The following is a 19,840-nucleotide window of genomic DNA, read 5'->3' as shown; positions in this document are numbered from 1 at the left end:
TCAGCCGCGAATCATGTTGCGCAGCACGAACTGCAGGATGCCGCCGTTGCGGTAGTAGTCGGCTTCACCGGGGGTGTCGATGCGCACGACCGCGTCGAAGGTGACCTTCTCGCCGTTCTCCTTGGTCGCGGTGACCTTCAGGGTCTTCGGCGTGACGCCCTCGTTGAGCTTGGTGATGCCCTCGATGTCGAACACCTCGGTGCCGTCCAGGCCCAGCGACGCGGCCGACTCACCCGCCGGGAACTGCAGCGGGATCACGCCCATGCCGATCAGATTCGACCGGTGGATGCGCTCGAACGACTCGGTGATGACGGCCTTGACGCCCAGCAGACGGGTGCCCTTGGCCGCCCAGTCACGCGAGGAACCCGAGCCGTACTCCTTACCGCCCAGCACGACCAGCGGGATGCCGGCCTTCTGGTAGTTCTGCGAGGCGTCGTAGATGAACGCCTGCGGGCCACCGTCCTGGGTGAAGTCGCGGGTGTAACCACCCGAGACGTCCTCGAGCAGCTGGTTGCGCAGCCGGATGTTGGCGAACGTGCCGCGGATCATCACCTCGTGGTTGCCGCGCCGCGAGCCCAGGGAGTTGTAGTCCTTGCGCTCGACGCCGTGCGAGTCGAGGTACTGCGCGGCCGGGGTGCCCGGCTTGATCGGACCGGCCGGGGAGATGTGGTCGGTGGTGACCGAATCACCCAGCAGGGCCAGCACGCGGGCGCCCTTGATGTCCTCGACCGGGGCCGGCTCGAGTTCCATCCCGTCGAAGTACGGCGCCTTGCGGACGTAGGTGGAGTTCTCGTCCCAGGCGAAGGTGTCACCGGACGGGGTGTCGAGGTTGCGCCAGCGCTCGTCGCCCTTGAAGACGTCGGCGTAGGACTTGCGGAACATGTCCTGGCTGATCGCCGACTTGATGGTGTCGTCGATCTCCTGGGCCGAGGGCCAGATGTCACGCAGGAACACGTCGTTGCCCTCGGTGTCCTGACCCAGCGCGTCGGTCTCGAAGTCGAAGTCCATGGTGCCGGCCAGGGCGTAGGCGATGACCAGCGGCGGGGAGGCCAGGTAGTTCATCTTCACATCGGGGGAGATGCGGCCCTCGAAGTTGCGGTTACCGGACAGCACGGCGGTGACCGACAGGTCGTTGTCGTTGACGGCCTTGGAGATCGCCTCCGGCAGCGGGCCGGTGTTGCCGATGCAGGTGGTGCAGCCGTAACCGCCCAGGTAGAAGCCCAGCTTCTCCAGGTAGGGCCACAGACCGGCCTTCTCGTAGTAGTCGGAGACGACCTGCGAGCCCGGGGCCATGTTGGTCTTGACCCACGGCTTGCTGGACAGGCCCTTCTCGACCGCGTTGCGGGCCAGCAGCGCCGCACCGATCATGACCGACGGGTTGGAGGTGTTGGTGCAGGAGGTGATGCCCGCGACCACGACCGCGCCGTGATCGAGAACAAACTCACCGCGGTCCTCGGAAACCACCTTGACCGGCTTGGACGGCCGCCCCTGCGCACCGTTGGCCGCCGAATGGGCGGGGGCGTAGCTCGCGTCGGCGGCACCGGCCGAGACCGAGACTGGATCCGAGGCGGGGAAGGTCTCCTCGACGCCTTCGTCGAGTCCGTTGTAGTCACCGGTGACGTAGTCGGTGATGTCGGAGCGGAACGCCGCCTTCGACTCGCTGAGCAGGATGCGGTCCTGCGGGCGCTTCGGGCCGGCGATCGAGGGGACCACGGTGCTCAGGTCGAGCTCGAGGTACTCCGAGTAGGCGGGCTCGTGTGCGGCGTCGTGCCACATGCCCTGTTCCTTGGCGTAGGCCTCGACCAGGGCCAGCTGCTCGTCGGAGCGACCGGTCAGACGCAGGTAGTTGATGGTCTCCCCGTCGATCGGGAAGATCGCTGCGGTGGAACCGAATTCGGGGCTCATGTTGCCCAGGGTGGCGCGGTTGGCCAGCGGCACCTCGGCCACACCGGCGCCGTAGAACTCGACGAACTTGCCGACCACACCGTGCTTGCGCAGCATGTCGGTGACGGTCAGCACGACGTCGGTGGCGGTGACGCCCGGCTGGATCTCACCGGTGAGCTTGAAGCCGACAACCCGCGGGATGAGCATGGAGACGGGCTGGCCCAGCATCGCGGCCTCGGCCTCGATACCGCCGACGCCCCAGCCCAGCACGCCCAGGCCGTTGACCATCGTGGTGTGCGAGTCGGTGCCGACGCAGGTGTCCGGGTAGGCCTGGCCGTTGCGGGTCATGACGGTCGGGGCCAGGTACTCGATGTTGACCTGGTGCACGATGCCGGTGCCCGGGGGGACGACCTTGAAGTCGTCGAACGCGCCCTGGCCCCAGCGCAGGAACTGGTAACGCTCGCCGTTGCGCTGGTACTCCAGGTCGACGTTGCGCTCGAGGGCGTCGGCGCGGCCGAAGACGTCGAGGATCACCGAGTGGTCGATGACCATGTCGGCGGGGGAGAGCGGGTTGACCTTGTTCGGGTCGCCACCCAGGGCGGTGACGGCCTCACGCATGGTGGCCAGGTCGACCACACAGGGCACGCCGGTGAAGTCCTGCATGATCACGCGGGCGGGGGTGAACTGGATCTCGATACTCGGCTCCGCCGACGGATCCCAGTTGGCGATGGCGCGGATGTGGTCGGCGGTGATGTTGGCGCCGTCCTCGGTGCGGAGCAGGTTCTCCGCCAGGACCTTCAGGGCGTAGGGCAGCTTCTCGGTGCCGGGCACGGCCGAGAGGCGGAAGATCTCGTAGGAGTTGCTTCCGACCTCGAGGGTGCCCTTGGCGCCGAATGTATCGATACTTGTCATACGTTCAGCTCCACTCGTCGGTGTTCCGATCGGGGCGCGTGCGGGCCCCGTGGGGTGGCCACCGGCGGGGCTGCGCCGGCGGCTGTCGTCGAGGACGCGTTTCGGGCTGCGCGCCTCGTACTTCCGAACTCTAACAGTACGCTTGTCCTATGAAGCATGCGGGGCGCGTACGGCGCGGCGTGCCGCCATCCATGATGCCCCCGTCGCGTACTGTGCTCGAAGGCCCCGCCGGAGTTGTCGCCTCCGGTGTGCCGGCCAGGTGTGTGTTGATCACGTGAATGTGTTGGACGTCCGTCGCTGGAGTCGGCGGCTCGACAAGACCGGATGGAAGATGACCGTCTCGTATGCCTCGGTTTTCACCCCCATGGCCGCGGAGCTACCGCCGGATACCGACGTCGACGCCATCGTGCTGGATCTGGCCGACAACCACGTGGCGGCGCCCGAATCCAAGAATCAGGACAAGCTCGCCGAGATCGCGGATCAGGCCCGCGCGCACGGCATCGCGCTGAACATCGTGGTCGTGAAGGGAAATCCGGGTCGCGATTCGGATCTGCGCGACCTGGCGACCACCCTCGGCAAGAGCGAACACGGCACGGTCGTGGTGTTCAGCGACGACTGGATCGGCACCTACAGCGATTCGATCAACCGCTCGCGGCTGGAGTGGGCCGAGGACAAGGCCAAGTATCAGGGCGGGCACACCGCGACGGCCGCGCAGATCTTCGTCGACCGGCTGGAGACGCCGGAAAAGGTGTCCTGGACCGCGATCACGGGAGTTGTGCTGGCCGGCACCGTGCTGACCATCGGGGGCCTGTACTACATCAAGTCCCGGCGGGCGTCGCGGGAGCGGGCGGCGGTGGCCGCCGAGGCACCGCCGAATCCGCCGGTGCCGTCTCGCTAGCCGTCCCCAGCGGCCGTCCTCGGCGTGTCGCGAGGTGACCCGGGATGGTCGCCGGAAACTAGCCACCACCTCGGCGCGATGCCCGATTCGAGGGATAAGTCGCGATTCGCGGGACGAAACTGAACGACCGGTTTGGTTCGCCCCCAGAACCCCTAATCACGGTTAGCGAATTTTTAGCAAACCGGAAATTACTCCCCTGTGATTTGTCGTCCGATGTTTCCTCTGTGAAAGAAGTGTCGTACGGTTTCGAGGTGACACTCTTGGGGAAGAAGTGTCACATGGGCCTCCAGCGTCCCTCGAGGGCAGACGGACCGTTGGTGCTCGTGCGGCGACGCCTCGATCGGTCGCCCAGCGCAGTCCTGGCGAATCTGGTGCTCGCCGGGAGCCGCAGCGGGATCAGGGAGGTGTGATGCGAATATCGGCGAGGCGGTCCGGGGGAGCCGCGAAGGTCGCTGTGGGGTTGCTCTTATGTGGGATCGCGCTGACAGTGACGGCCCCGCTGGTGGCCGCGGTGCCACCGCCACCTCCGAATCCGAGCGACGGCGATATCGCCGCGGCGGGTGCGCAGGTCGATGCGGGGGTGAATCAGGTCAGCGGTCTGATCAATCAGGTCGCCACCGCCGATCAGCAGCTGGCCCAGCTCGACACCGAGGTCGCCGGCAAGCGCGAGGCGGTCAACAAGGCGCTGGTCGATCTGCAGAACGCCCGGGACGCCGCCGACGCGGCCGCGGCCACCGTTGCCGCCACCCAGCGCGATCTGCAGTCCGCCGGAGACCTGCTGAACCGGGCGCAGGGCAAGTTCGACGAATTCGCGGTCGACGCCTACACCCACCCGGGGTCGACGTCGATGGTCAACTACCTCGCCGGAGCCGATCCGGCCGCCGCGCTCGACCGCGCCGATCTGCTCGGTATGGCCTCGAAGAACCAGCAGGCCGCCATCGACGGCCTACGCCGGGCGCAGGTCGAACAGGCCAACAAGGATTCCGCCGCCCGCCAGGCCAAGAAGGCCGCCGACACGGCCGCGGACGAGGCTGATCGGAAACAGCAGCAGGCGCAGGCCGCGGTCGCCGCCGCCAAGGCCGCTCTCGACGAACAGGCGCAGAAGCGCGATGCGCTGATGGCACAGCGCGATTCGGCCCAGCAGCAGCTCGATCAGGCCCGGGCCACCGTGACCGGATTGCAGGGCCAGCGCGACGCCTACCTGGCCTGGGATCGCCGGCGGCGGGCAGAAGTCGCCGCCGCCCAGGCGGCCGCGACCGCCGCCGCGGCGCGCGCCGCCGCCGATCAGGCCGCGCAGGACCGTGCCGCCGAACTCGCCGCGGGCAAGCGTCCGCACACCCAGCTGGACAACGCCCCGCCGCCGCGCCGATCGATGCCGACCCCCAGCCGGCCCAGCGGCAGCCGCTCCGAACTGATCGAGACCGTCGTCGACCGCGCGATGTCGCAACTCGGCGTCACCTACGCCTGGGGTGGCGGCGACGAGGACGGGCCCACCAAGGGCATCCACGACGGCGGTGTGGCCGATTCCTACGGCGACTACAACAAGGTGGGCTTCGACTGCTCGGGCCTGATGATCTACGCCTTCGCCGGTGTCGGCATCTCACTGCCGCACTACAGCGGCTACCAGTACACGATGGGCACCCGAATCAAGGTCGCCCAGCGCGAGCGCGGCGACATGCTGTTCTGGGGGTCCAACGGCAGCGAGCACGTCGCGCTGTACCTGGGCGACGGCAAGATGATCGAGGCGCCCGAATCCGGTGACGTCGTGAAGATTTCGCCGGTGCGCGAGGGCGGCATCATGCCGTACGCGATTCGCCTGATCACCTGACGCACCTCCGAATGATCTTGGCTACCATGCGAATCGGCACACATCGTGCCGGTCCGTTCGGCACGAGCCGAGAGTTCGGCAGTAGTTGGGGTATTGATGAGGCAGATCCTGTTCTCGGCGGCGATCGCACTCGCGGTCTCGATCACCGTGACGCCGTTGCTGATCAGGTTGTTCGCACGCCGGAATCTCGGCCAGCAGATCCGCGTCGAGGGACCGCAGAGTCATCAGGCCAAACGGGGCACGCCCACCATGGGCGGCATCGCGATCGTGGCAGGGCTGTGGGCCGGTTATCTGGGTTCGCACCTCATCGGCCTGCGCTACGACGCCGACGGGCCGTCGGCGTCCGGGCTGCTGGTGCTCGGCCTGGCCACCGCGCTGGGCTTCGTCGGCTTCCTCGACGACTTCATCAAGATCCGCAAGCATCGCAATCTGGGCCTGACCGCGACGGGCAAGTACATCGGGCAGATCGGCTCGGCCGTGGTCTTCGGAATCCTGGCGCTGCGTTTTCCCGGCAGCACCGGGCTGACCCCGGCCAGCCGGCAGGTGTCGTATGTGCGCGACTGGCCCACGGTGGCCTTCCCGCTGGTGGTCTTCCTGCTGGCGGTGTGCTTCGTGGTGGTCGCCTGGTCCAATGCCGTGAACATCACCGACGGTCTGGACGGCCTGGCCGCGGGATCGATGGGTTTCGCGCTGGGCGCCTACGTCATCGTCACGTTCTGGCAGTACACCAATTCCTGTGCCGCCCACGCGCTTCCGGGCTGCTACAGCGTACGTGACCCGCTCGATCTGGCCGTGGTGTGCGCGGCCGGTGGCGCCGCCTGCATCGGATTCCTGTGGTGGAATGCCAATCCGGCCAAGATCTTCATGGGCGATACCGGGTCGCTGGCCCTGGGCGGGCTGCTGGCCGGAATCTCGATCACCACCCGCACCGAATTGCTGATGGTGGTCGTGGGCGCGTTGTTCTTCGCCGAAATTCTGTCCGTGGCGTTGCAGATCGCGGTTTTCCGCACCACCCGCAACCGGTTGTTCAAGATGGCGCCGTTCCATCACCATTTCGAACTCGGCGGCTGGCCCGAAACGACGGTGATCATCAGATTCTGGCTGCTCGCGGGCATCGCGGCCGCGGTGGGACTGGCGCTGTTCTACGCCGAATATCTGGCCGCGGTGGGCTGATCCCGCCGCGACCACCCGCCGTGACACGGCAATTCGGAATCAGCGCATTCCGGACACCGTCGAGTGCCTTCCGATCCGCCCGGGAGGCCTGGCCCGCGACATTGTGCGAGCCCAGTTGCGGCAATCTTGCTCGATACCTGGAATAGTTGGGGCGGCACGCATGGAGACCGAAGCGAAAGCGGGGAGTTTGGTGACTTCGACGGACGATGTGAGCGCTGGGAGTGCGGTGAAGCAGGCGGAGGCCGCCTCGGGCACTTTGGAGCGTGACGTCGCGACCCTGGAGAAGGCGATCTACGAAGTCAAACGGGTCATCGTCGGTCAGGACCGGTTGGTCGAGCGGCTGCTCGTCGGCGTTCTGGCTCGCGGGCACGTGCTGCTCGAGGGTGTGCCCGGTATCGCCAAGACGCTGGCGGTGGAGACCTTCGCGAAGGTGGTCGGCGGCAGCTTCTCGCGCGTGCAGTTCACCCCCGACCTGGTGCCCACCGACCTGATCGGTACCCGCATCTACCGGCAGGGCCGCGAGGAATTCGATACCGAGCTCGGCCCGGTCGTCGCCAACTTCGTCCTCGCCGACGAGATCAACCGCGCCCCCGCGAAGGTGCAGTCGGCACTGCTCGAGGTCATGGCCGAGCGGCACGTGTCGATCGGCGGCAAGACCTACCCCATGCCCGATCCGTTCCTGGTCATGGCGACCCAGAACCCGATCGAGAGCGAGGGTGTGTACCCGCTGCCCGAGGCGCAGCGCGACCGCTTCCTGTTCAAGGTCGTCGTCGACTATCCGACGGTCGAGGAGGAGCGCGAGATCATCTACCGGATGGGTGTGACCCCGCCGGAGCCCAAGCAGATCCTCGAGCCGGCCGAACTGATCCGGCTGCAGAAACTGGCCGCCAACACCTTCGTGCACCACGCGCTGGTCGACTACGTCGTGCGCGTCATCGCCGCGACTCGCAAGCCGGCCGAATTCGGGCTCGACGACGTCGCGGGCTGGATCGCCTACGGCGCCTCACCGCGTGCCAGCCTCGGCATCATCGCCGCCGCCCGCGCGGTCGCGCTGATCCGCGGCCGCGATTACGTGGTGCCGCAGGACGTGGTCGAGGTCGTTCCGGATGTGCTGCGCCACCGTCTCGTGCTGTCCTACGACGCCCTCGCCGACGAGGTCAGCCCCGACGACGTGATCCGCCGGGTGCTGCAGACCGTCGGCCTGCCGCAGGTCGCCACCCAGGCCAACGCACCCGCCCAGGGCGGTCCCGCACCGATGCCGGCTCCGGGCCCGCAGGCTGCCGCGCCGCAGCCCATCGCCCCGCATCCGGCCGGTCAGCCGCAGAACGGTCAGGGCGCCGGGCAGCCGCAGCGCCAGTGAGCGGGGCATCGGATTCGGTTGCGCCAGTGACGAACTCAGCTCACGTCCCCGCCCATCCCGACAGCGCCCCGCCGTCGTTCCGGTCCGGAGATCTGCGTGATCCGCGATTGTCGGCCGCGCTGAAAACTCTGGAGCTGACGGTGCGCCGCCGCCTCGACGGCGTGCTGCACGGCGATCATCTCGGCCTGATCCCCGGCCCCGGGTCCGAACCCGGGGACGCGCGGATGTATCAGCCGGGTGACGATGTGCGCCAGATGGATTGGTCGGTCACCGCCCGCACCACCCATCCGCACGTGCGGCAGATGATCGCCGACCGGGAGCTCGAGACCTGGCTGGTGGTCGACCTGTCGGCCAGTCTGGACTTCGGCACCGCGCTGTGCCAGAAGCGTGATCTGGTGGTCGCGGCGGCTGCCGCGGTGACGCATCTGACCAGCGGCGGCGGTAACCGGATCGGCGCGGTCGTCGCCAACGGCGAACGGCTGTACCGGATTCCGGCCCGCACCGGCCGGGTGCACGCCCAGTCGCTGCTGCGCAGTATCGCGACCACCCCCCATGCGAGCGACGGCGTGCGCGGCGATCTGCGCGGCGCCATCGAATCGCTGCGCCGGCCGCAACGCAAACGCGGTCTGGCCGTTGTCATTTCGGACTTCCTCGGCGAGATCGACTGGCAGCGTTCGCTGCGCGCGATCTCCGGCCGTCACGATCTGCTCGGTGTGGAGATCCTCGATCCGCTGGATCTGGATCTGCCCGATGTCGGTGACGTGGTGCTCCACGATCCCGAAACCGGCCGCACCCGCGAATTCACCGTCACTCCCACCCTGCGCGCCGATTTCGGCCGTGCTGCCCAGCAGCATCGCGAACAGGTCGAGGCGGCGTTGCGCAGTTGCGGCGCGCCGGTGATGACGCTGCGCACCGATCGTGACTGGATCGCCGACGTGGTCCGTTTCGTGTCCACTCGGCGCCACACCTTCGGCGCCCCGACCGGGCGGGTGCCCCGACAGTGAGTATTTCGCATTTCACGTCCGCGATCTGGCTGGCATTCCTGATCGTCGTCGCCGCGATCGCGCTGCTGTACGTGCTGGTCCAGCGGCGGCGCAAACGCCACATGCTGCGCTTCTCCAATATGGAGACCCTCGAGCAGGTGGCGCCCAAGCGGCCCAGCGCCTGGCGGCACGCGCCGGTCGCGTTGATGCTGGTGGGCCTGGCGTTGCTGACGGTGGCCGCGGCGGGCCCGCAGGCGGCGAAGAAGGTGCCGCGCAACCGGGCCACGGTCATGCTGGTGATCGACGTCTCGCTGTCGATGGAGGCCACCGACGTGCCGCCCTCGCGCATCCAGGTCGCCAAGAAGGCCGCCACCGACTTCGTCGACGGGCTCACCCCCGGGATCAACCTGGGCCTGGTGACCTTCGCCGGCACCGCGTCGGTCCAGGTGTCGCCGACCACCAACCGCGAGGCGATGAAGGCCGCCATCCAGAACATGAAGCTGGCCGAACGCACCGCCACCGGTGAGGGCATCTACAGCGCGCTGCAGGCCATCGACACGCTCGCCTCGGTCCTGGGCGGGGCGCAGACGCCGCCCCCGGCGCGGATCGTGCTGATGTCCGACGGCAAGCAGACGGTGCCCGACGACAAGGACGTCGACAATCCCCGGCACGGCTTCGTCGCGGCGCGGGTCGCCAAGCAGAAGAGCATCCCGGTGTCGACCATCTCCTTCGGCACCACCTGGGGGTCGGTCGAGATTCCGGATCAGGACGGCAAAGGGTCGCAGCGCGTCCGGGTTCCGGTCGACGACGACTCCTTGCGCGAGATCGCCAAGATCTCCGGCGGCGACTTCTACACCGCTTCCACGCTGGAAGAACTCAGCGCCGTCTACGACACCCTGGACAAGCAGATCGGCTACGAGATGCAGATGGGTGATGCCAGCCGGCCGTGGCTGCTACTGGGTCTGCTGCTGACCGCTGCGGGTGTGGTGAGCGGTCTGGTCTATCGTCAACGCCTGCCATAACGGGTACCGCGCAACCCGGCCACGACAGTCGAACTCGAACAGATAGGTTGACATTCATGTCGAACTTCACTTCCCGATCGGTCCTGGTGACCGGTGGCAACCGCGGTATCGGTCTCGCGGTGGCCCAGCGGCTGGCCGCCGACGGGCACAAGGTTGCCGTCACCCATCGTGGGTCGGGCGCGCCGGAAGGTCTTCTGGGCGTGAAATGCGATGTGACGGACGCGGATTCGATCGATGCGGCCTTCACCGAGATCGAGGCCAAGCAGGGCCCGGTCGAGGTGCTGGTGGCCAACGCCGGCATCGTCGACAACACCCTGCTCATGCGGATGAGTGAGGAGCAGTTCACCCGCGTCATCGACGCCAACCTCACCGGCGCGTGGCGCTGCGCCAAGCGCGCCAACCGGGCGATGCTGCGGGCCCGCTTCGGCCGCATCATCTTCCTCGGCTCGGTCGTGGGGCAGATGGGTGTCCCCGGCCAGGTGAACTACGCGGCCGCCAAGGCCGGTCTGGTCGGTATGGCCCGCGCGATCACCCGTGAGATCGGCTCGCGCAACATCACCGCCAACGTGGTCGCTCCTGGACTGATCGACACCGATATGACCCGCCAGGACATGACCGACGATATTCGTGAGATCGCCCTGAAGGCGATTCCGGCGTCCCGGATCGGCCAGCCTGAGGAGGTCGCCGCGGCAATCAGCTTCCTGGCCTCCGACGACGCGTCCTACATCAGCGGTGCGATCCTGCCGGTCGACGGCGGCATGGGCATGGGCCACTGAGCAAAGCGGTCGCCGACCCACTTGCTCCCGGCCCCCGCCGACTTCCATCCGAGTTTCCCGAGGAGAATTCACCACCCATGAGCGGAATCCTGGACGGCAAAACCGTCCTGATCACCGGCATCATCACCGATTCGTCGATCGCCTTCCATGCCGCGAAGGTGGCGCAGGAGCAGGGCGCGAAGGTGATCATCACCGGTATCCCCGAGCGGCTGCGCCTGATCGACCGCATCGCCAAGCGCCTGCCGCAGGAAATCGCACCCGCGATCGGCCTCGACGTCACCAACGAGGACGACCTCGCCGGTCTCGCCGACAAGGTGCGCGAACTCGCGCCCGAGGGTATCGACGGCGTGCTGCACTCCATCGCCTTCGCTCCGCGCACCCTGATGGGCCCCGACGCACTGCCGTTCCTCGACGGCCCGGGCGCCGACGCCGCCAAGGCCTTCGAGATCTCGGCGTGGAGCTATGCCTCGCTGGCGCGCGCGGTGCTGCCCGCTATGAACGAGGGTGGCTCGATCGTGGGCATGGACTTCGATCCGCGCACCGCGATGCCGTTCTACAACTGGATGGGTGTGGCCAAGGCCGCGCTGGAGTCGGTGAACCGCTATGTGGCGCGAGAGGTGGGCGAGGCCAAGCGAGTCCGTTCCAACCTGGTCGCCGCGGGCCCGATCAAGACCCTCGCCGCGAAGGCGATCGCCGGGACGGCCACCGACGACGCCAAGCAGTTGAACATGCTCAACACCTACTGGGACGGCGCCTCGCCGATCGGCTGGGACGTCGACGACCCGACCGTGGTCGCCAAGTCGATCGTCGCCCTGCTGTCGGACTGGCTGCCCGGGACCACCGGTTCGATCATCTACGTCGACGGCGGCGCCAGCCACAACACCTGGTTCCCGGAGAACTGGTCGGCCAACTGAGAGCCCGGAGGTAATCAGCCGTGACCGGGACCGTCGACGCACTGCTCCTGCTGTCCTTCGGCGGTCCCGAACGCCCCGAGGACGTGATGCCGTTCCTGGAGAACGTCACCCGGGGCCGGGGCGTGCCACGCGAACGCCTCGACGAGGTGGCCCAGCACTACCTGCACTTCGGCGGAGTCTCGCCGATCAATGCGCTCAATCGCGAACTGATCGCCGCGATCGAGGCCGAATTCACCGCGCGCGCGGTGGATCTGCCGGTGTACTTCGGTAATCGCAACTGGCATCCGATGATCGAGGAGACCGTCGCGACCATGCGCGCCGACGGCATCGGCCACGCCCTGGTGTTCCCGACCTCGGCGTGGGGCGGATATTCCGGATGCCGCCAGTACGACGAGGACATCGAACGCGCCCGCGCGGCGGTCGAGGGTGCGCCGGAACTGACGAAACTGCGGCAGTACTTTGATCATCCGTTGCTGATCGACTCCTTCGCCGACGCCGTGCGCGCGGCGGTGCGGGAACTTCCGGCCGACGCGCGCGACCGCGCCCGGCTGGTCTTCACCGCCCATTCCGTTCCGGTCGCCGCCGATGTCGCGGCCGGACCGCCCGCCGACGGCGGTCACCTCTACAGCCGCCAGGTCGCCGAGGCCGCCCGATTGTGCGCCGCGGCAACGGGTTTCGACGATTTCGACGTGGTGTGGCAGTCGCGTTCGGGACCGCCGCAGGTGCCGTGGCTGGATCCCGATATCGTCGACCATCTGGAAGCGTTGTCCGGCAAGGGCGTCGAGGCCGTCGTGGTCTGCCCGGTCGGCTTCGTCTCCGATCACCTCGAGGTTGTCTGGGACCTGGACAACGAGGCCGCGGAGAAGGCCGCCGGATTGGGTATGGCTTTCGCCCGCGCCGCCACCCCGGGCCCGGATCCGCGGTTCGCCGAGATGGTCGCCGAACTGGTCGGCGAACATCTCGACGGGAACGAACCCCGGCGCTCGGGCACGGTTCCCGGATACGGCTGCACCCGCAACGGGGCGATCTGCGCACCCGGATGCTGTGAACCCGTGCGCCGCCGAAAGTAACCGCCGCCGAGCGGGTATGCCGCCGGTATGAACGGTAGGGTGTGCGCGGGCCGGAGTCCCGCGGTCTCGGACTCGGTGGCGAGGACCCCTGTGCGAAAGGTGGCGGTGGGGCGATGACGCGATTCTTCCTCTTCGGTCTGCTCACGGTGGCGGTGGTCGTCCTGGGCGTCATCGCGGCGATCGGTTCGTGGGCGTGGTGGATTCTCGCCGTCGGAGCGGGATTGCTCGTTCTCGTCGGCGCCTACGATCTGGTGCAGCGCCGACATTCGATCCTGCGCAACTATCCCTTGCTGGGGCATATGCGCTATCTGCTGGAAAGTATCCGGCCCGAACTGCAGCAGTATTTCATCGAGCGGAATGTCGACGGCCGCCCCTTCGACCGTGACGTGCGGACGATGATCTACGAGCGCGCCAAGGGAATTCACGGCGAACTGTCCTACGGCACCGAGCGCGATATCGAGGCGGTCGGCTACGAATTCCTCGTTCATTCGGTGGCCGCGCTCCCGGAGCCCGAGCAGCCGCCGCGCGTGCTGGTCGGGGGTCCGGACTGCCGGCAGCCCTATGCCATGTCGCTGCTGAACGTCTCGGCGATGAGTTTCGGCGCGCTGTCGGGGAATGCGCTGCGCGCGTTGAATATCGGCGCCGCCCGCGGCGGTTTCGCGCACGACACCGGTGAGGGCGGGCTGACGCCGTTCCATCTGGAGGGCGGCGCGGATCTGGTGTGGGAGATCGGTACGGCCTACTTCGGCACCCGCACCCGCGACGGCCGCTTCGATCCGGGCCAGTTCGCCGAGAAGGCCGGTTACGACCAGGTGAAGGCCATCTCGGTGAAATTGAGTCAGGGTGCGAAGCCCGGACTCGGCGGGGTCCTGCCGGCCGCGAAGGTGAGCGAGGAGATCGCCCGCTATCGCGGGGTTCCCGCACACGAGAAATGCGTCAGCCCGCCGTCGCATTCGGAATTCCACACCCCGCGCGAATTGATTCGCTTTCTCGTCCGCCTGCGCGAGTTGTCCGGTGGCAAGCCCATCGGGTTCAAGCTGTGCGTCGGATCGCGTACGGATGTCCTCGCGATCTGCAAAGCGATGATCGCCGAGGGGACAGCACCCGATTTCATCGTCGTCGACGGCGCCGAAGGCGGTACGGCGGCCGCACCGCTGGAATACGAGGACCACGTGGGCCTCCCGCTGACCGACGGCCTGATGACGGTGCACAACGCACTTGTCGGCACCGGCCTGCGGGACCGTATCCGGTTGGGAGCCAGCGGAAAGGTGGCCACCGGCGCCGATATCGTCAAGCGATTGGTGCAGGGCGCGGACTTCACCAATGCCGCCCGGGCGATGATGATGGCGGTCGGATGCATTCAGTCCCAGCGCTGTCACACCAATCAATGCCCGGTCGGCGTCGCGACCCAGGATCCGCGGCGTGCCCGCGCCCTCGACGTCGCCGACAAGGCCGAACGGGTGCAGCGGTATCAGGAGGCCACGGTGCGCCAGGCGATGCAGATGATGGCCTCGATGGGCGTGCACGATCCGGCCGAACTCGATACCCACATGCTGCGGAAGAAGGTGGCGCCCAACGAGATACGGTCCTACGCCGAACTCTACGAATGGCTGGCGCCCGGCGAGTTGCTCGTCCATCCGCCGGCGAGCTGGCGCGCCGACTGGGAGGCCGCCGATCCGGATTTGTTCCGCCCGGTCGCGCCCGCCCAGGCGGTCCGGGTGCGATGACTCGAACGCGGTGATCAGAAGTCGAGTGCGGGCACCCGCGCGTACACGCCGGGGAATCCGGGTTCGGCCGCACCCTTACCCCACGAGGTGATTCCGGCGACCTTGCCGTCCACCAACAGTGGTCCGCCGCTGTCGAATTCACCGGTGTCGGCGGTGGGGGAGCCCGCGCACACGGCCTCGGCCGGATCGAATTCCGCGGCGTAGGCGACCGCGCAGGCCGCGTCGGACACGAGCGGTACCGTCGCCGCCCGCAGCACGCTGTTGGTCTGGTCGTCCTCGGAGGTGGCGCCCCAGCCGACCACTGTGGCCGTATCCCCGTGTGGTGCCGCCACAGCCACGGTCGGCAGGGCGACCGGTGCGCTGAGGACCAGCACGGCGACGTTGTGGTGGTAGCTCAGATCGGTGCCGAACAGCGACACCCGGAAATCCGGGTCGATGCGGACATCGGCGATTCCGATGGTGACCCCGCCGTGCCCGGCGACGTCGGTGCGGCCGAAGGTCACCGTCGTTCCCGGTAGCGTGCGGGCCAGGGCCCCGCAGTGCGCCGCGGTGAGTACCCGATCCGGGGCGATCAGGGCGCCGGCGCAGAACTGCCCGCCGGTCCGCGTCGCGTAGACGGGCGTGCCGATGGCCGCCAGCCACGGATAGTCGGAAGCGTTGACCGGGGCGCCGCCGACCACGGCATGCGCCCCGGTCGGCGGCACCAGGGCGCAGGCGAATGCGGCGGCGACGGCGCCCGCCGCCCGGCGCGGGGAAATCCTCATGACGACCTCGATGCTGTATGACGTGCCCGCCGAAAGTTCTACCGTACGACTATGACGAGGTGGAGCGAATTCGCCGGTGCCGCATCCGTTCTTCGCCGCCGATATCACCGGCGCCTCCGCGGTCGAGGTGGGCGGTGGGCATATGGACGTGGTGACCCGGAAACCGGCCGAGGGCGAGACGGTGGTGCGCAAGCATTGATCCCGGCGGCCGGTCGCCGATGTTTCGCGCGGTAACTGCCCTGCGATCAGCTAATACACCGCTATTGTGCGGAGGTGGACATCGCGCTGGAGTGGGACCAGCATCCGGGAACGGGTTTGCGGCTGGCCGCCGAACTGGCGGGCCGCACCGGGTTGCCCCTGCTCGAAGACATCTCCGTCGCCGACGGCACCGCCGATCTGCTGGGCGTGATCGCGGCCCGCGGCGGCGGTGAGCTGCTGGGCTGGGCGGAATTGCGCGATGCGGGCCTGGGTGAGGCGTGGGTGCAGGCGGTGTCCGCGCAGCGCCTCGTGCACTCGCTGCATCTGGGCCGCGCCGACGAGTCCGAACCGCAGGCGGCGGAAACCGAGATGGTCTGCCGGCTGACCGCCGAGGCCGTGCGCCGGGCCACCGCCGCCGGATATCGGGTGTTGCGCTGGCAGGGCACCGATATCGGGCCGTCCGGCCGGGCCGCGGTCGAACTGGGTGCGCGGCGGGTCGATGAATACGCGCGCCTGTGGGAGCTGGACCTCACCCGGCCGCCCGACCCGGACACCAGCGCGCCGCTGCATCGGCTGGTGCACACCCTCGCCGAATCGGCCGACCCGCCGGGCCGGGTGCTGCTCACCACCGTGCTCTCGGCCCGGTCGGCGACCGAACCCATCACCACGATCACGACCTTCGCCGGCGGCGCCGAGGCCTACATCAGCGCCGAGGAGGGTTTCGCCCACCGCGAGGCCGACGCCGATCTGCTGACCGCCGCCTTCGGCGCGGTCGTGGCCGAACTGCGTGCCGTCATGCCCGACATCACCATGCTGCGGGTGTTCGAATTCGACGACGAGGCGCTGCGCGCGGCACTGGCCCGGATCGGCATGCGAGTCTGCGGGCGCTACAACGACTACGAGCTGAACCTGCCCGAGCCGCCCGCGGGCCGGGCAGCGACCTAACGCGGGCCGGCCGCCGCGTTCACCGCGGACAGGCGGGCGGCGCGCAGGGCGTTCCACAGCGGTCGCAGCAGCGTCTCCTGGGCCTGCACGGCGCTGGCCGAGCTGGGGGAGGAGGGGGCGGTCTGCTGGGCCACGGTCAGGATCGCGGCCACATGATCGGCCGAATCGAGGATCCGGCGGGCCCGCAGCGGCGCCGAGTCGGGATAGATGTGGCGCGAGCAGGCGGCCAGTTCGGCCTCGATCAACTCCCGCGGATCGTCGTCACCGCCGACCGCGGTGGTGTGCAACCGCATCAGGGCCTCCGCGGCCTCGCGCACCGCCTCCCGCATCGCGTACTCGGCCTCGCCGAGCGCCATATCCGGTGCCGGCACCGGAACCGGGGTGTGGAACACGGTCCACTGCAGCGATTCCTCGTCGGCCCACTGCGGCACCAGCGCCACGCCCTCGCCGCCGGGTACGCCGGCGATCACGCCCTCCTCGGCATCCATTGCCGCCGTGGCGAATTCGGTGCCCACCGGCAATCCGCGCGCATCGCCCGGCACCGGCAGCACCAGCCGCATCTGCGCCCCCGGCTCGGCCATCGCCTCGCGAATGACTTTGAGCAGGACCATGATTCCGGTTCCGGCCTCCAGCGGCTCGGCCGACGGCCACGGCAGTCCCGTCCGTCCGCCGGTCAGCGGGTCACCGGCGGCGACACTGTGCTGCGGAGACCAGGCGCGCAACGCGTCCAGCACGTCGTCGGGCGCGCTGCGGCCCGCCAGCCACGAGCCCGCCCACACCGTCAGCGTGGCACTGGGAGAACACATGGTTCGAGGATAGTGGTGCCGCGGCGATCCCGTGGGCACTGGTGCAGCTATCGTGCGCGCGGGAGTTGCCGCGGCGGCGCACCTCAATCCCGCGAAAAGGCTGCGGCGGCGGCCATTTCGAGGTCGAGATACGGTTTGCCACTGACATCCTCGACAACCTGGTGCATGATTCCGCCGGTGAACGGGAACGGCGCGTGGTAGCGCGGTGATACCGACTGGCCGCCGTCGCGACCGACCCGGACACCCTCGCCGACGCCGGAGAACACGGTCGGCTGGGTTCGCATATCGTCGAGCGAACCGACCGAATCCTCGTCGATATAGAGGACCGCCTCGCCGGTGGGGGTGAAATTGTCCGGACGCGTTCCCTTCCGTTCGAAGCGCATGCCCAGGATGTGGTCGCCCAGCGGGACCGGGCGGTCGGAGACCATCACCTGTTCCTCCTCGCCGAGGAAGTTGTAGACGTAGTACAGGTGGCCGTTCTGCAGGAACAGCGTGTGCCCGCCGAGTCGCCCACCGTGGGCGAACAGTACGCCCTCGGCGTCGGGACTGGTGATCGTCGTCTCGGCGAGCAGCGCGAAGGACCGGCCGCGGATCTCCAGCGCGGCGCCCGGCCCCACCTCGGCGATGCCGGGATAGTAGACGGCGGTGTCGCGGGTCTTGGCATATGTCGGCCGGTCGCGCAGCATCACGGAGACGATGTCGAGGTCGTAGAGCGGCAGGCCGTTGTACTTGTCGGCCTCGGCGAACCACAGCGCCTTCAATTCCTCCAGCTTCTCGGGACGTTCGCCGGCCAGGTCGTGCATCTGGCTGCGGTCTTGCTCGATATGGAACAGCTCCCACCGGTCGCTGTCGAAATGTCCCCAGCCCGACGGGCACGCCGCGTGCACGGTGTCGGCGAACCATCCCCGGTGCCAGATGCCACGGGTGCCCAGCATCGAATAGAACTGCGTGTGCTTGCCGGAGTCGGCATCCGGGTCGTCGAGCAGCGCCCGGAAGCTGACTCCTTCCAGCGGGCGCTGCGCCACGTTCTTCACCGTCTCCGGGGGCGTGATGCCGAGCAGTTCGTAGATCGTCGGCGTGATATCGCAGACGTTGAGGTACTGGTGACGCAGTTCGCCGCGCGCGGCGATCCCGGCCGGCCACGAGAGCAGACAGGCGTCGGCGATGCCGCCCTCGTGCGACGCGTAGCGTTTGTACAGCTTGTACGGGGTGTTGAACGCCATCGCCCACCCGATGCTGTAGTGGTTGTAGGTGGTCGGTGACCCCAGCTCGTCGAGTTTCGCCAGGCTGTCCTCGATCGTATCGATGTAGCCGTTGAAGAATTTCATCTCGTTGGCTGATCCGTTCGGACCGCCCTCACCACTGGCGCCGTTGTCGGAGAAGGTGACGATGATCGTATTGTCCAATTGCCCGCTCTCCTCCAGATAATCGAGGAGCCGCCCGATCTGCGCATCGGTGTAGGACAGGAAACCGGCGAATACCTCCGCCTGGCGGCGGAACAGCCGTTTCTCGTCCTCGGACAGCGAATCCCATGCCCGCACCGTGTCCTGCAGCGGCCAGGGCTCACCGTTGCTTCCGGTGGCCTCCGCGTAGGGGTTCATCGGCGACAGTTCGGTGTCCTCGGGGATCAGCCCCATGCGTTTCTGGTTCTCCAGCACGATCTCGCGGTACTTCTCGTATCCCATATCGAATCGGCCGCGATACTTGTCCGCCCATTCGCGCGGGACATGATGCGGCGCGTGACCGCATCCCGGGCACAGGTACATGAACCACGGTTTGTCCGGGGCGATGACCTTCGCGTCGCGGATGAACTCGACCGACTTGTCGGCCAGATCTTTCGACAGGTGATATCCGTCCTCCGGCGAGTACGGCGGTGTGACGGGGTGATTGTCGTAGACCAGGTTGGGATACCACTGGTCGGCTTCGCCGCCGAGGAATCCGTAGAACCGTTCGAATCCGCGTCCCAGCGGCCAATGGCGCTTCGACGCCGCCAGATTGTTCTCCTCCAGCGGCGTCATATGCCATTTGCCGACGGCGTAGGTATTCCATCCACGTTCGGTGAGGACCTCCGAACACAGGGCGGTGTCGTCGGGAATCCGACCGCTCATACTCGGGAAGCCGTCGGTGAACTCTTCGATGGTCGCCATTCCGACCGACGTCGGATTCCGCCCGGTGAGCAGTGACGCGCGAGTCGGGGAACACAATGCGGTCGTGTGGAACTGGGTGAATTGGATTCCGCGGTCGGCGATTCGCTTCATGTTCGGCATCTCGACCAGCCCGCCGTAGCAGTCCCAGGTGGCGATTCCGATGTCGTCCCACACCAGGTACAGCACATTGGGTGCGCCGCGTGGTGCGGTCGGTTCCGCGAACGGCTTCCAGTCGGCGACGGAATCACGGATGTCGAGCGCGATATGTCCTTCGAATTTCTCGGCCACCATCCACCTCCGGGCGGAGAGTCATCGGATCGTCGTCGATCCGATGCGGCCGGGCCCGCACGGGTCCATTCGTGGTCGTCGGGCGCGGCCTCGATGCGTGCTGATGACTCTCGAGCCCATACGAACCGCCGAGAGTCGATAGGGA

The 19,840-nt window shown here is 67.9% G+C and carries 16 protein-coding genes; 12 read left to right on the top strand and 4 right to left on the bottom strand.

Going from position 1 to position 19,840, the window contains the following annotated elements; genetic code table 11:
• Entirely contained in the window at window positions 1-2,796 is a 2,796-nt protein-coding gene (gene acnA / locus IRT45_RS03080; protein ID WP_194804329.1) for an aconitate hydratase AcnA, read from the bottom strand.
• Window positions 2,797-3,070: 274 nt separating this feature from the next.
• Between acnA and IRT45_RS03075 the strand changes: the two genes are divergently transcribed.
• The 10 genes from IRT45_RS03075 (at window position 3,071) to IRT45_RS03030 (ending at window position 14,547) form a co-directional block, all read left to right on the top strand.
• A complete protein-coding gene (locus IRT45_RS03075; protein ID WP_309240773.1) occupies window positions 3,071-3,694 on the top strand; it encodes a DUF6676 family protein in 624 nt (207 codons plus the stop codon).
• 409 nt (window positions 3,695-4,103) lie between these two features.
• Complete coding sequence (locus IRT45_RS03070) at window positions 4,104-5,522, top strand: NlpC/P60 family protein (RefSeq protein WP_194804328.1); 1,419 nt, start codon at window positions 4,104-4,106, stop codon at window positions 5,520-5,522.
• 96 nt (window positions 5,523-5,618) lie between these two features.
• Complete coding sequence (gene mraY / locus IRT45_RS03065) at window positions 5,619-6,695, top strand: phospho-N-acetylmuramoyl-pentapeptide-transferase (protein WP_194804327.1); 1,077 nt, start codon at window positions 5,619-5,621, stop codon at window positions 6,693-6,695.
• A gap of 190 nt (window positions 6,696-6,885) precedes the next feature.
• A complete protein-coding gene (locus IRT45_RS03060) occupies window positions 6,886-8,055 on the top strand; it encodes an AAA family ATPase (RefSeq protein ID WP_375540051.1) in 1,170 nt (389 codons plus the stop codon).
• Window positions 8,056-8,081: 26 nt separating this feature from the next.
• A complete protein-coding gene (locus tag IRT45_RS03055; RefSeq protein WP_063014816.1) occupies window positions 8,082-9,059 on the top strand; it encodes a DUF58 domain-containing protein in 978 nt (325 codons plus the stop codon).
• On the top strand, window positions 9,056-10,060 hold the full coding sequence (locus IRT45_RS03050; RefSeq protein ID WP_039778819.1) for a VWA domain-containing protein: 1,005 nt from the start codon (window positions 9,056-9,058) through the stop codon (window positions 10,058-10,060). The genes IRT45_RS03055 and IRT45_RS03050 overlap by 4 nt, the downstream gene beginning before the upstream one ends.
• 56 nt (window positions 10,061-10,116) lie before the next feature.
• Window positions 10,117-10,836: a 3-oxoacyl-ACP reductase FabG1 gene (gene fabG1 / locus IRT45_RS03045; RefSeq protein WP_194804326.1), complete on the top strand. Its 720-nt coding sequence runs from the start codon at window positions 10,117-10,119 to the stop codon at window positions 10,834-10,836.
• A gap of 77 nt (window positions 10,837-10,913) precedes the next feature.
• A complete protein-coding gene (gene inhA, locus IRT45_RS03040) occupies window positions 10,914-11,750 on the top strand; it encodes an NADH-dependent enoyl-ACP reductase InhA (RefSeq protein ID WP_194804325.1) in 837 nt (278 codons plus the stop codon).
• A gap of 20 nt (window positions 11,751-11,770) precedes the next feature.
• Window positions 11,771-12,820 carry a ferrochelatase gene (locus tag IRT45_RS03035; RefSeq protein ID WP_194804324.1) on the top strand — a complete coding sequence of 350 codons (1,050 nt, stop codon included), beginning with the start codon at window positions 11,771-11,773 and terminating at the stop codon, window positions 12,818-12,820.
• A gap of 113 nt (window positions 12,821-12,933) precedes the next feature.
• Entirely contained in the window at window positions 12,934-14,547 is a 1,614-nt protein-coding gene (locus IRT45_RS03030; protein WP_194804323.1) for an FMN-binding glutamate synthase family protein, read from the top strand.
• Between the two features lie 14 nt (window positions 14,548-14,561).
• On the opposite strand, the gene IRT45_RS03025 is transcribed toward IRT45_RS03030, so the two are convergent.
• Window positions 14,562-15,311: a trypsin-like serine protease gene (locus IRT45_RS03025; protein WP_194804322.1), complete on the bottom strand. Its 750-nt coding sequence runs from the start codon at window positions 15,309-15,311 to the stop codon at window positions 14,562-14,564.
• A 76-nt stretch (window positions 15,312-15,387) separates the two neighbouring features.
• On the opposite strand from IRT45_RS03025, the gene IRT45_RS37450 reads away from it, so the two are divergent.
• Window positions 15,388-15,510, top strand: coding sequence for a hypothetical protein (locus tag IRT45_RS37450; protein WP_255535530.1), 123 nt, complete (start codon window positions 15,388-15,390; stop codon window positions 15,508-15,510).
• A 74-nt stretch (window positions 15,511-15,584) separates the two neighbouring features.
• A complete protein-coding gene (locus IRT45_RS03020; RefSeq protein WP_194804321.1) occupies window positions 15,585-16,454 on the top strand; it encodes a hypothetical protein in 870 nt (289 codons plus the stop codon).
• On the opposite strand, the gene IRT45_RS03015 is transcribed toward IRT45_RS03020, so the two are convergent.
• On the bottom strand, window positions 16,451-17,260 hold the full coding sequence (locus tag IRT45_RS03015; protein ID WP_194804320.1) for a hypothetical protein: 810 nt from the start codon (window positions 17,258-17,260) through the stop codon (window positions 16,451-16,453). The two genes, IRT45_RS03020 and IRT45_RS03015, sit on opposite strands and share 4 nt — an antisense overlap.
• A gap of 83 nt (window positions 17,261-17,343) precedes the next feature.
• Window positions 17,344-19,698 carry an arylsulfatase gene (locus tag IRT45_RS03010; protein WP_194804319.1) on the bottom strand — a complete coding sequence of 785 codons (2,355 nt, stop codon included), beginning with the start codon at window positions 19,696-19,698 and terminating at the stop codon, window positions 17,344-17,346.
• Window positions 19,699-19,840 lie beyond the last annotated feature (142 nt).

It is taken from the genome of Nocardia sp. BSTN01, assembly GCF_015354405.1.
Lineage (GTDB): Bacteria > Actinomycetota > Actinomycetes > Mycobacteriales > Mycobacteriaceae > Nocardia.
This window is presented reverse-complemented; position numbering and strand designations above follow the sequence as displayed.

What these genes read in the sequence shown, in the direction of transcription:
- mraY (WP_194804327.1), top strand. Translation starts at nt 5,619, where the DNA reads ATGAGGCAGATCCTGTTCTCGGCGGCGATCGCACTCGCGGTCTCGATC.
- IRT45_RS03025 (WP_194804322.1), bottom strand. Translation starts at nt 15,311, where the DNA reads ATGAGGATTTCCCCGCGCCGGGCGGCGGGCGCCGTCGCCGCCGCATTC.
- IRT45_RS03010 (WP_194804319.1), bottom strand. Translation starts at nt 19,698, where the DNA reads ATGGTGGCCGAGAAATTCGAAGGACATATCGCGCTCGACATCCGTGAT.
- IRT45_RS03015 (WP_194804320.1), bottom strand. Translation starts at nt 17,260, where the DNA reads ATGTGTTCTCCCAGTGCCACGCTGACGGTGTGGGCGGGCTCGTGGCTG.
- IRT45_RS03030 (WP_194804323.1), top strand. Translation starts at nt 12,934, where the DNA reads ATGACGCGATTCTTCCTCTTCGGTCTGCTCACGGTGGCGGTGGTCGTC.
- IRT45_RS03070 (WP_194804328.1), top strand. Translation starts at nt 4,104, where the DNA reads ATGCGAATATCGGCGAGGCGGTCCGGGGGAGCCGCGAAGGTCGCTGTG.
- inhA (WP_194804325.1), top strand. Translation starts at nt 10,914, where the DNA reads ATGAGCGGAATCCTGGACGGCAAAACCGTCCTGATCACCGGCATCATC.
- acnA (WP_194804329.1), bottom strand. Translation starts at nt 2,796, where the DNA reads ATGACAAGTATCGATACATTCGGCGCCAAGGGCACCCTCGAGGTCGGA.
- fabG1 (WP_194804326.1), top strand. Translation starts at nt 10,117, where the DNA reads ATGTCGAACTTCACTTCCCGATCGGTCCTGGTGACCGGTGGCAACCGC.